The organism is Mycolicibacterium bacteremicum (assembly GCF_002086115.1).
In the GTDB taxonomy this organism is placed as follows: domain Bacteria; phylum Actinomycetota; class Actinomycetes; order Mycobacteriales; family Mycobacteriaceae; genus Mycobacterium; species Mycobacterium bacteremicum.
This window is the reverse complement of the sequence record NZ_MVHJ01000033.1, coordinates 41299-52439: the sequence shown is the minus strand read 5'-3', so window position 1 is coordinate 52439 and position 11141 is coordinate 41299. Positions and strand designations below refer to the sequence as shown.

At 69.0% G+C, this 11141-nt stretch carries 10 protein-coding genes and 1 pseudogene; 5 read left to right on the top strand and 6 right to left on the bottom strand.

Features of this window, described 5'->3' with window-relative positions; all coding sequences use genetic code 11:
• A partial coding sequence (locus tag BST17_RS25060; protein ID WP_331250709.1) for an LmeA family phospholipid-binding protein occupies positions 1-775 on the top strand: 775 nt, incomplete at its 5' end.
• Positions 776-793: 18 nt separating this feature from the next.
• Here the strand turns inward: BST17_RS25060 and BST17_RS25055 are convergent.
• From BST17_RS25055 to BST17_RS25040, 4 genes and pseudogenes are all read right to left on the bottom strand, one after another.
• Complete coding sequence (locus BST17_RS25055) at positions 794-1957, bottom strand: cytochrome P450 (protein WP_083061611.1); 1164 nt, start codon at positions 1955-1957, stop codon at positions 794-796.
• A 59-nt stretch (positions 1958-2016) separates the two neighbouring features.
• A pseudogene (locus BST17_RS25050) lies at positions 2017-3096 on the bottom strand (bifunctional 3-(3-hydroxy-phenyl)propionate/3-hydroxycinnamic acid hydroxylase); the annotation flags it as partial.
• On the bottom strand, positions 3093-4022 hold the full coding sequence (locus BST17_RS25045; RefSeq protein WP_083061609.1) for a fumarylacetoacetate hydrolase family protein: 930 nt from the start codon (positions 4020-4022) through the stop codon (positions 3093-3095). The pseudogene BST17_RS25050 and the gene BST17_RS25045, both read right to left, overlap by 4 nt.
• A complete protein-coding gene (locus tag BST17_RS25040; protein WP_207573716.1) occupies positions 4019-5155 on the bottom strand; it encodes a VOC family protein in 1137 nt (378 codons plus the stop codon). Before BST17_RS25040 ends, BST17_RS25045 begins: the two co-directional genes overlap by 4 nt.
• 94 nt (positions 5156-5249) lie before the next feature.
• On the opposite strand from BST17_RS25040, the gene BST17_RS25035 reads away from it, so the two are divergent.
• Positions 5250-5879, top strand: a complete 630-nt coding sequence (locus BST17_RS25035) for a TetR/AcrR family transcriptional regulator (protein WP_083061607.1) — start codon at positions 5250-5252, stop codon at positions 5877-5879.
• On the opposite strand, the gene BST17_RS25030 is transcribed toward BST17_RS25035, so the two are convergent.
• Complete coding sequence (locus tag BST17_RS25030; protein WP_083061606.1) at positions 5866-6690, bottom strand: hypothetical protein; 825 nt, start codon at positions 6688-6690, stop codon at positions 5866-5868. The two genes, BST17_RS25035 and BST17_RS25030, sit on opposite strands and share 14 nt — an antisense overlap.
• Here BST17_RS25030 and BST17_RS25025 point away from each other — a divergent pair.
• From BST17_RS25025 to BST17_RS25015, 3 genes are all read left to right on the top strand, one after another.
• A complete protein-coding gene (locus tag BST17_RS25025; protein ID WP_083061605.1) occupies positions 6685-6876 on the top strand; it encodes a hypothetical protein in 192 nt (63 codons plus the stop codon). The genes BST17_RS25030 and BST17_RS25025 overlap by 6 nt on opposite strands.
• Before the next feature lie 366 nt (positions 6877-7242).
• Positions 7243-9003, top strand: a complete 1761-nt coding sequence (locus BST17_RS25020; protein WP_083061604.1) for an N-acyl-D-amino-acid deacylase family protein — start codon at positions 7243-7245, stop codon at positions 9001-9003.
• Positions 9003-9551 carry a chorismate mutase gene (locus tag BST17_RS25015; protein ID WP_083061603.1) on the top strand — a complete coding sequence of 183 codons (549 nt, stop codon included), beginning with the start codon at positions 9003-9005 and terminating at the stop codon, positions 9549-9551. Before BST17_RS25020 ends, BST17_RS25015 begins: the two co-directional genes overlap by 1 nt.
• A gap of 12 nt (positions 9552-9563) precedes the next feature.
• Here the strand turns inward: BST17_RS25015 and BST17_RS25010 are convergent, their stop codons facing one another.
• The gene (locus BST17_RS25010; RefSeq protein WP_083061602.1) at positions 9564-11090 is read right to left on the bottom strand and encodes a PTS transporter subunit EIIC; all 1527 of its coding nucleotides are present in this window, start codon (positions 11088-11090) and stop codon (positions 9564-9566) included.
• Positions 11091-11141 lie beyond the last annotated feature (51 nt).

Here is an 11141-nt window from a genome sequence, read left to right as displayed (position 1 = left end):
GCCCCCGCCGATGCCCACCCTGCCGCCCGGCCCGCAACCGCCCGAGCCCAAAGCGAAACGCAACCGCCAGACCGTCGTGCTGACCGCCGTCATCGTGGTCGCCGCCCTCGTCGGCCTCCTGGCCGGGGCCGAACTGTTCGCCCGGCACCGCGCCGGCACCGTGCTCTCCGGTATCACCGACTGCCTGGTCGAGGACACCGCCGACGTGTCCTACTCGGTGACGCCGCCGTTCCTGTGGCAGTACCTGACCGACCACTACACCGACATCTCGGTTGTCACCACCGGCGACCGCGTCCAGGCCGCCAAGGGGATGACCGCCGATGTCACGCTCAGCGATATCGAGCTGACGGATTCGGCCGACTCGAAGGGCACCATCGGCAAGGTTACCGCCGACCTGTCCTGGACCGCCGACGGCATCAAGCAGACCGTGGCGGAGAACCTGCCGGTGGTCGGCAATCTTGTCACCGCCGTGCGCACCGACGCGAGCGCGGGCACCCTGATCCTGGAGGCCGCTGGGGGCACCACCATCACAGCCAAACCCGAAGTGCGCGACGGCAATCTGGAACTCATCGTGCAGGACGTCACCGGCGCGTTCGACAAGGCGACCGTGCAGACCGCGCTGAACGAACTGACCACCCAGCTCAACGAGAACTATCCGCTGGGCATCAAGGCGGATTCGGTGCGGGTCACCGGCACCGGGGTGGACGGGACCTTCTCCAGCACCGACGCGACGATCCCGTCGGGTGAGAGCGACGCCTGCTTCGCGGACCTGTAGGGCTTGCGAGCGCTGTTGTCACGCACAGAGCCGCAGCGGCAGGCTGTGGTGGCGACGGATGATGTTGTTGACCGCCCACCGTGGTTCGCCGACCACCTCGATGCGGTGCACCCGCTGCACCAGCGCCCGCATGATGGCAACGGTCTCCAGGCGCGCCAACCCCTGCCCGGCGCAGGCGTGCGCGCCGTTGCCGAATCCGAGGTGCGCACCGGCACTGCGCCGGATGTCGAAGGTGTCCGGATGATCCCAGGCCCGCTCGTCGCGGTTGGCCGAGGCGTAGAGCACCAGCACCTTCGACCCGGCCGGTAGCGCGGTGCCGGCGATCTCGGTGTCGGTGCGGACCTGGCGGGCGAACGCGCGCAGCGGTGACTCGTAGCGCACCACCTCGTTCACCGCGGCCGGGATCAGGTCGGGATCCTCCTTGATCAGCTCCCACTGCTCGGGGTGGGTACCGAACAGGTACAGCGCATTCGAGATGGCACTGATCGTGGTGTCCAGGGACGGCGCGATGTAGTCGACCATCAACTTCGGACACTCGGCGCGGTCGAGGACGCCGGCATCGGCCGCCGTCAACAACTCGTCGGCCATGCTGCCGGGCAGCACATCGTGGCGGTGCACCACGCGCCGCGCGAAACGCAGCATCTCCCATGCCCGCGGAATCGCCTTGACCGCCTGCCAGTTCAGCGGTCCCAGGATGTCGAAGGTGGCGCCACCCCAGGCGATGAGATGCTCGCGCTGGTCCTGCGGCCAGCCGACCAGGTCGGGCACCACGGCCAGCGGTAGGGCGCTCGCCAGCTCGACCCCGTCGATGACGCCGCGGGTGACGGCGGCCTCGACCACGGCCTCGGCCTGTTGCTGCACCGTGTCGCCGATATCGCGCAGCGCCCGCGGCATCAGCCGGTGCGCGACGAGCTTACGGCGCTCGGCGTGCTCGTTGCCATCGCTGGCCAGCGTGGTGCCCCGGGACAGCCGATCGGTCACCGCGTTGAGAGAGACCCCGTCGCGGGACAGGAACTGCCGATCATCGCGCAGGGTGGCCTTGCACTCGGCGTAGCGGGGCAGCGCAAAGCACTTGTGCCGGTTCAGCCACACCACCGGTCCCAGCTCGCGTAGCCGCCGGTAGTGCGGATACGGGTCCAGGATGGCGCCGGTGCGGTAGATGTCGGCGGCATAGCTGGTCATCGGGTTCTCCCGGCCGGTGCGCTGCGGGGTTCGGTGTGGCGGATGGGCACGACCGCACCGACCGCGCGCCGGATCGCATCGCCGGTGCGCCCGCCGCCGGTCATCAGTCGGCCGACGAGCAGCGCAAGCCGGATCATCCTGCGGGCGTGCGGCTTCCGCTCGGCCTGGTAGTTGTCCAGTGTCGCGGCGGGCTGCCGGCCGGTCAGCACCGCGGCCAGCTTGTCGGCCAGGCTCATCGCATCGCGCAACCCGGCACCCATGCCCTGGCCGATGAACGGCGGCGTCAGGTGCGCGGCGTCACCGAGCAGGAACACGTTGTCGCGGCGCCACCGGTCGGCCAGTTGCGCACGGAAGGTGTATTCGGTGACGCGCAGCAGCTCCAGGTCGGTCTGCGCGCTCACCCACGGCGCGATGAGTGGCCGCAAGCGGTCCAACGTGGCGTAATCCGAGGCAGTTTCGCCGGGCAGCAGCTGGAATTCCCACCGGTACCGGGTGTCGCCGATGCGCATGTAGGTCGCGGCCCGGCGCGCACTGCACACCTGGTGTACACCGTCCCACTGGTCCAGGTCGGCGGTCGTCGCGATGTCCACCACCAGCCAGCGCTGATCGAAGCGCAGGTCGCGCATGGTGGCGCCGATGCACCGGCGCACCAGGCTGTTCGCCCCATCGCAGCCCAGCAGATAGTCGCAGGTGATCACCTCGCCGTCGGCGAGCGTGACGCGCGCCGGGGTGCCGGGCGCGACGTCGACGACCTCGACACCGCCGCGCAGCTGTAGCTGGGGAAACCGGGAGCTGTTGGCGCGCAGCAGGCTTTCCAGCTCGGGCTGGTCGAACATGTTGGCCCGGGGGACGCCGCGCCGGCCGGTGCCGCGCCGGACGCGGGCCAGCACCCGGTGGCGTTCGTCAACCAGTTGCAGTCCCATCCCGGGCCGGGAGATCGCGGCGAACTCATCGGCGATGCCCACCCGATCCAGGATCTGGTACACCTCGTCGTCGAGATGGACCGCGCGTGGTTGCGGGTAGACATCGGGCCAGCGGTCCAGTACCAGGACGTCGATCCCACGTTGCGCCAACAGGGTTGCCGCGGTCAGGCCGGTGGGGCCGGCGCCGATGACGACGACGGGCACGTGGCCGGTCATGGATAGCGCACCCGCATGCGTTGGCGGCCGAGGTCGATGGCGCCGTCGTCGGTGGCGACGGTGGCCTCGACGATATCGCCGTCGTGCAGGTACTTCTGGTTGCCGGCCTGCCGTTTGAAGAAGGCCTTCCACTTCACCGCGGGCGGCAGCAGGTTGCCGATGATCTCGATGACCTTGGCCGGGGCGCTCAGCGCGGTGCCGACCGGGGTTCCGGTGAGGACCAGGTCGCCGGCGGACAGGTCCTGGAATCGGGTCAGCGATTGCAGCGCCTGCAGCGGCCGGTACAGCATGTCACCCTCGACCACGGCGTTCTGACGTTCGGATCCGTTGACCGACAGACGCAGTCGCAGATCACCGAAGCGTTTGAGCTCGTCGGCGTCGACCAGGACGAGTTCGGGGCCGACCGGGGTGAAGGTGGGGTAGGACTTGGCCTCGTAGAACTGGGTCTGGGGGAGCTGGATGTCGCGGGCGGACACATCGTTGGTGATGACCAGTCCGGCGATCGCGTCGGCGAGATCGTTGTCGGTCAGCAGCGTGCCCACCGGGATGTCGCGCCCGATGACCAGACCGATCTCCACCTCATAGTCGAGGAACCGGACGTGCTCGGGCTTGACGATATCGTCGAACGGCCCACTGACCGAGGCCGAGGACTTGCGGAAGAAGGTGAGGGGCACCGTCTTCGGATCCATCCCGGCATCGCGGACATGGGATTCGAAGTTGGTCATCTGCGCCACCACCCGGCACGGCGTGGTGACAGGGGAGATCAGGTCGAGGCTGTCGACCGCGACGGTCTCGCCCGTGGTCTGCAGGGCGGCGCGGTCGGCCAGTAGTTCGGCGGTGGTGGTGGCCGCGGTGTCGATGCGGGCGGCGTCCCCGGCGGTGCGCACCCACCAGGCGTCGGCGGTACGGAGGATGGAAGTGGTCATGTGGCAGCTACTTTCAGTAGGCCGGCGAGGCGCCGGATGTCGAATTCGTTCTCCCCGCGCAGGGCGGTCAGCATCGCGGCCGCCTCGTGGCGCACCGAGCGGGCATCGGTGCCCAGGAAGTCACGGGTGACGGGCGGGCCCCACTGCGACAGCCCGCTGGCGCTGAATTCGGCCCAGCCGGGCTCCAGGGTGTTGTCGAACATGTCGCCGTCGGCGAAGTGCTCGACCAGGAAGCCGTCGGGATCGCGCCAGTAGTCGAACAGCTGGCTGCCCTGGATATGCCTCCCGATGCCCCAGGACCGCGAATAGCCGCGCGCGCTGAGGTATTCGCCGCCGGCGGCCAGTGCGTCGAGATCGCTGACCTGATACGCCGAATGCACGTAGCGGTTGGCCGGGCCGAGCGCGAGCGCCAGGGTGTGGTGATCGGCGGGCTGGCTTCCGCGGTCGCACCGGATGAAGCTCATGGTGGGACCGCGATCGCGCTGGCCCGGGAAGTACAGGAAATCGCTGACGATCATCCCGAACATGTCCAGGTACCAGTTCAGCGTCGTCAGATAGGTGGTGGATTGCAGCACCACATGACCGAGCCGCTGGACCCGCGCCGGCACCCGGGCCGGGCGCTGGGTGGCGTTGATGCGCGCGATGTCGCGTCCGGTGTTGTGCGTCAACGGTTGCTGCACCGGGGTGTCGGGCAGGGCGTGCATCCCGGCGACCACCCGGACCGGCGTGCCGCTGGGATCGGTGAGATCGACCGCGACGCCGCCGATCACCTCGGGCAGCGGCCGGATGCCCGCACCGGTCGCGTCGGCGATGCGCAGCACGTCGACCTCGTCGCCGGCCCGCAATGCCAGTCCGCCGAACCGGGTCCGCGGTCCGCGTCGCAGCAGCACGCAGGGAGCGCCGGCGTCGGTGCCGCGCAGGTGGAGCTCGCTCGGCGTGCGCTGGGCGGTCTGGAAGCCGAACGCCCGGGCGAAGGCCTCGGCGCGGGTCAGATCGGGCTTCTCGAACTCCAGCCACGCCAGGTCGGCCACCTTGATCAGCGGGTTACGGGACCGGCCTGGGTGCTCGCCGCGGACGGCGCCGCGCTCGCTGTGCAGGTCCTTGTGCAGATCTTTGTGCACGTCAGTGGCCATCCCATCTCCTTTGTTGACGAAATCGTCACATACGACGAGACGCTCAGTCAACAGTTTCTGACGAATTCATCAGAAATGAGGCACACTGTGCTGCATGCCCGATGCACCGACCCGCACCGACCGCCGTAAGCAGCGCACCCGCGCCGCATTGGTCGAGGCGGCGCAGCGGTTCATCGCCGACGGCAAGCTGAACGTGCCGATCCTGGAGATCACCCAGGCCGCCGACGTCGGGATGGGCTCCTTCTACAACCACTTCGAGTCGCGCGAGCAACTGTTCGAGGCCGCGGTCACGGAGGTGCTGGACACCCACGGTGCGCTGCTCGACGTGTGCACCGCCGACCTGGACGATCCGGCCGAGATCTTCGCCGCTTCGTTCCGGCTGACCGGGCGCATGTTCCGCAACCGCCCCCAGGAGAGTCAGGTGCTGCTGGCGAACGGGCTGATGCTGCTGCAGTCCGATCGCGGTTTGGCACCGCGCGCGCTGCGCGACATCCGGGCCGGCGTCGCGGCGAAACGCTTCCGCGTCGACGATCCCGAACTCGCGCTGGCCGTCGCCGGCGGTGCGCTGCTGGGCCTGGGTAACCTGCTGCGCGCTCAGCCCGATCGCGATGACGCGCAGGCCGCCGACACCGTGACCGAGGATGTGTTGCGGTTGCTCGGTATGAGCGATGCCGAGGCCCGCGAGGTCTGCGGGCGGCCACTGCCCGACTTCACGTCCTCCTAGTCCGCGACAACACCGCCCGCCAGACGCGGCGACACACGTCTCTGCTGTCATGCTGCGGCAACACCGGGATGTACAACCAGCCCAGGCTCTGCAGGAACTCGGACGTGCGGATGATGAAGGCGGGGTCTACGTCGGCCAGATCGCAGCCGACACCGACCTTCAGGGCCGGCCACCCCATTGCCACCAAGGACTCCTGCCACCCGTCGGTGATGCGAATCTGGCTGTGCGTGGGGCGAATTGCGCCGTCGGACAGCATGAGTCGCACGCGGGTCTGCTCGGGCGTCCGCGAACCAGGGTCGATCTGCACGATGGCTCGGTCCGCGGTCCTGATCGAACGCGTCCCCCGATACCGCTTCGACAACCGCCAGATGTCGTCCTTGGTGAGACCCCACGCGGCGGTGAATGGGTCGAGCAGTGTTACGGCCTCATCCCGCTCCAGATGTCGCGCCAAGTCCAAGGCGGTGCGGACCGGGGTGGTGGTCGGCAACCCCAGCCTGATGGTGACCTCGTCGACGGAGATGCGTTCATTGCGGATCAGCACGCCGGACGGGCGTCCGCTGTGTCGGGCGATGAGTTCGACCGGATCCGAGCTCTTCGCGAGCGCGCGACCGTACAGGGCCGCGGCCGTGCGACCGGCGATGATGGCTGTTCGCCCGCTCCACAGCCAGGCTGCCTTCGCGCGCACCTCCAGGGTCGGTTCGGTGCCTTTCAGGACGTAGACGTTCGGCAGGATCGCGGTGTACCGGGCCCGCAGCACGCCCCGGGTCAGGGTGCCGGCGGCCAGGGCCTCGCTGCCGATGAACGGTTGCATATCGGCATCGTCGCCAAGCGCACCGACAAGATGGACTGTCCGGCCGAGCTGTCTGTGGACAACTCGGTTGTCCGGGCGGGAACCGACTGGAAGTGCTACGACGAGATCGGCGTGAGGGTCGTGATTTCGCGGGAAATGCGTCGAATCCGGCGCCGTGAGCCCGATCTCGTGGCGAGATCGGGCTGAGGGTTGTAATTCGGCCGAGATCGGGCCTGATCCGCGACCGTGGGGGAGATCTCGCCATAGCGTTTTGTCACCTATGTCGGCGGGAGACCGGCGGCCGGTCGGTGGACGTGGGTCCGGCGGGTCGACGTAGGGCCGGCGGGTCGACGTAGGGCCGGCGGGTGGACGCGGGGTCGGGCGCCGACGGGGGACGTGACAGGAGGCCGGCGGGTGGCGTGGGCCGTGGGCCGTGGATCTGGGTCGGAGGCTGGGCGTGGGGTCGGCGGGTGGGCGTGGGCCGACCGCGGCGAGTGAACACTTTCTCAAATCTGCCTAGTCGGTGCGGCGGGCAGTGCTACACACGATGCGGGGGAACCGAAGGAGCGACGCGTGTTCGATCTGAAGATCATCGGCGGAACGGTTGTCGACGGCACCGGTGCGGACCGGTTCACCGCCGATGTGGCAGTCAGGGACGGACGCATCGTCGAGGTCCGACGACGGGGCCCGGGCGACCCGCCGCTGGCCGGGGACTCCGCCGAAACCATCGACGCCACCGGCAAGATCGTCGCACCCGGCTTCGTCGACATCCACACCCACTACGACGGCCAGGTCAGCTGGGACGACGTACTGGAACCGTCGAGCAGCCACGGCGTGACCACCGTCGTCGCGGGAAACTGCGGTGTCGGGTTCGCGCCGGTGCGGCCCGGCCAGGAGCAGTGGCTGATCGAGCTGATGGAAGGCGTCGAAGACATTCCCGGCACGGCACTGACCGAGGGCATCACCTGGGGCTGGGAAAGCTACGCCGACTACCTCGACGTCATCGGCCGCCGCGAACTGGCCGTCGACATGGGCAGCCAGATCGCCCACGGCACCGTGCGCGCCTACGCGATGGGCGAACGCGGTGCCCGCAACGAACCGGCCACCCCCGACGACATCGCCGCCATGAGCCGTATCGTCCGCGACGCCATCGAGGCAGGCGCACTGGGATTTTCGTCATCGCGCACCCTGGCCCACCGCGCCATGGACGGTGAACCCGTGCCCGGTACCTTCGCCGCCGAGGACGAATTGTTCGCGCTCGGCCGGGCCACCGCGGCCGGGGGTGGGGCGGTGTTCGAACTTGCCCCGCAGGGCGCGGCCGGCGAGGACATCGTCGCGCCCAAGCGGGAACTGGAGTGGATGCGCCGGCTCGGCGAGGAGATCGACTGCGCGCTGAGTTTCGCGCTCATCCAGGTCGACGCCGACCCGCACCTGTGGCGTGAACAGCTCGACCTGTCGGCGGCCGCCCACCAGGCCGGTAGTCGGCTGCACCCGCAGGTCGCCGCCCGCCCGTTCGGCATGCTGCTGGGCTTCCCGGGACACCACGCCTTCACCCACCGCCCGACCTATCGGGCGCTCAAGGCCGAGTGCAGTCGCGAGCAGCTGGCCGAGCGGCTCGCCGAACCGGCTGTACGGCAGGCGATCCTGTCCGAGGAGGACCTGCCGATCGACCCGAATGTGTTGTTCGACGGTATGTTCGCGCTGGCCCAGTACTCCGGGGACCGGTTGTACTCGCTGGGCGAACCGCCCGACTACGAGCCCACCCGTGACCGCACGGTCGCCGCGATCGCGGCTGAGCGCGGCCAGGATGTGCTGGCCGCGATGTACGACCTGATGCTGGAGGCCGACGCCTCGAACATGTTGATGCTGCCGATGTTCAACTACGCCGAGGGTAACCACGACGCGATCCGGGAGATGATGACCCATCCCGCCGGGGTGCTGGGCCTGTCCGACGGCGGCGCGCACTGCAGCATGATCTGTGACGCGTCGTATCCGACGTTCCTGCTGACGCACTGGGCGCGGGATCGTCACCGCGGCGAGAAGCTGCCGCTGGAGTACGTTGTTCGCAAACAATCCCATGACACCGCGCAGCTGTTCGGGCTCACCGACCGCGGCGTGATCCAGACCGGAAAGAAGGCCGACCTCAACGTGATCGACCTCGATGCGCTGACACTGCATGCGCCGCGGATGGCCTTCGACCTGCCGGCCGGCGGGCACCGGCTGGTCCAGGGCGCGTCCGGCTACACCGCGACCATCGTCAGCGGCGTGATCACCCGACGCGACGGCATCGACACCGGGAAGCGGCCCGGCCGGCTGCTGCGCGGGACCCGGTGATGCGCGCACCGCTGGTCGCCGCCGCTCTGCTGCTCGCGACGGTCGCCCCGCCGGCCGGCGCCGATGTGCTGAGCCCCCTGCTGCCGCTGGTCGATGCTGCCGCCCAGCGTCTGCAGACCGCCGACCCCGTCGCGGCCGCCAAATACCTGACCGGCGGCGCGATCTCGGACCCGCCGCGCGAACAGCAGGTCCTCGACGGTGTCGCGGCCGCCGCGCAGGCCCAGGGCGCCGACCCCGGATATGTGCGGGAGGTCTTCCGCGACCAGATCGACGCCACCGTCTCGCTGCAGCACAGCCTGTTCGCGTACTGGAAGATCGATCCGGCGGCCGCGCCGGTCACCGCGCCCGACCTGGCCGCGACCCGCGCGAAGATCGACGCCCTGAACCAGACCATGGTGACCGAGATCGCCCAGCGCTGGCAGGAACTGCACGACCCGTCGTGTCCGGCTGAGCGCGACGCCGCCATCACCGAGGCGAGCGTCAACCGCGGACTGGACCCTGTGTTCCGGCGCGCGCTGGAGTACGCGACGCACGACTACTGCCGCTGATCGCCACGGCGGTCAGAGCACGCCGAGGATGTCGTTCTTCAGCGCCTCGGCCTCGGTGCCGAAGACCGCCTGCACGTTGTTGCCGACCTCGATCACCCCGGCCGCGCCCAGCGTCTTCAGCCGCGCCTGATCGACCTTGGCCGGATCGGCGACCTCCATCCGCAGCCGGGTGATGCAGGCGTCGACGTTGACCAGGTTCTCCCGCCCGCCGAACGCGGCGATGACCTGCTCGGTGCGGCTCGCCTCGGCGCCGGCGCTGACGGCGGTGGCGGATTCGGCACCGGCCCCGACGTTGGCGGCCTCCTCGGCCTCGAACTCCTCTTCGGGTTCACGGCCCGGCGTGCGCAGGTTCCAGCGGGTGATGGCGAACCGGAACAGCAGGTAGTAGAGCACGAAGAACACCACGCCCATCCCGATCAGCAGCGGGATGTTCTTGGCCGCCGGCGCGCCGCCGTAGAGCAGCAGATCGATCAGGCCGGCCGAGAAGGAGAAGCCGAGGTGGATGTCGAGTGCGTACGCGACGGCCAGCGAGAGCCCGGTCAGCACCGCGTGGATGACATACAGCGGGAACGCCACGAACATGAAGGCGAATTCCAGCGGCTCGGTGACCCCGGTGAGGAACGCCGTCAGCGCCGCGGCGGACAGGATGCCGACGGCCACCTTGCGCTGCTTCTTGTTGGCGACGTGGATCATGGCCAACGCGGCGGCGGGCAGGCCGAACATCAGGATCGGGTAGAACCCCGACGTGAGGTGTCCACCGGTCGGGTCGCCGGCGGCGAAACGGGTCAGCTCGCCGGTGACGACGCCGTTGGGGGTGTCGTAATCGCCGTACAGGAACCAGATGTAGGAGTTCGGGATGTGGTGCAGGCCGACCGGGATGAGCATCCGGTTGGCGAACCCGTAGACGAACGCGCCGATAGCTCCCGCACCACCGATGAACTGCCCGAGGCTGGTCAGGCCGGCGTCGAAGATCGGATAGAAGTAGCTCATCGCGAACGCCACGAACAGACTGGCCAGCGACACCACGATCGGGACGAACCGCCGACCCCCGAAGAAGCCGAGATACGAGGGCAGTTCGATGGTGTGGTACTTGTCGAACAGCCAGGCGGTCAGCAGGCCGATCACGATGCCGCCGAATACGCTGTAGTTGATCTGGGCCTGCTCGCCGGCCTTGTCCAGTACGCCGTCGAGCACGAACGGCGACATGGTCTCGAAGACCTTGTCCATCACCAGATAGCCGACGACGGCGGCCAACGCGGTGGATCCGTCGGCCTTCTTGGCGAAGCCGATGGCCACACCCACGGCGAACAGCAGCGCCAGGTTGTCGAACAGGGCGCCACCGGCGGCGCTCATGGCCTGGAAGAACGGCCCGATCACCGGTGCCTCGATGCGGCCCAGCAGATCTGGCTGCCCCAGCCGCAGCAGGATGCCCGCGGCCGGCAACACCGCGATCGGCAGCATCAGGCTCTTGCCGAGCCGCTGCAACTGTGCGAACCCCGGAATCCGGGGACTGGTCTGCGCTTTCGTCGACCCACCCATTCGCGGCAGCTTAGTCCCTAACTGCAGAACCCAGGACCGTGTTCGGCAACG

What these genes read in the sequence shown, in the direction of transcription:
- BST17_RS25010 (WP_083061602.1), bottom strand. Translation starts at nt 11,090, where the DNA reads ATGGGTGGGTCGACGAAAGCGCAGACCAGTCCCCGGATTCCGGGGTTC.
- BST17_RS25040 (WP_207573716.1), bottom strand. Translation starts at nt 5,155, where the DNA reads ATGGCCACTGACGTGCACAAAGATCTGCACAAGGACCTGCACAGCGAG.
- BST17_RS25030 (WP_083061606.1), bottom strand. Translation starts at nt 6,690, where the DNA reads ATGCAACCGTTCATCGGCAGCGAGGCCCTGGCCGCCGGCACCCTGACC.
- BST17_RS25015 (WP_083061603.1), top strand. Translation starts at nt 9,003, where the DNA reads ATGCGCGCACCGCTGGTCGCCGCCGCTCTGCTGCTCGCGACGGTCGCC.
- BST17_RS25055 (WP_083061611.1), bottom strand. Translation starts at nt 1,957, where the DNA reads ATGACCAGCTATGCCGCCGACATCTACCGCACCGGCGCCATCCTGGAC.
- BST17_RS25035 (WP_083061607.1), top strand. Translation starts at nt 5,250, where the DNA reads ATGCCCGATGCACCGACCCGCACCGACCGCCGTAAGCAGCGCACCCGC.
- BST17_RS25045 (WP_083061609.1), bottom strand. Translation starts at nt 4,022, where the DNA reads ATGACCACTTCCATCCTCCGTACCGCCGACGCCTGGTGGGTGCGCACC.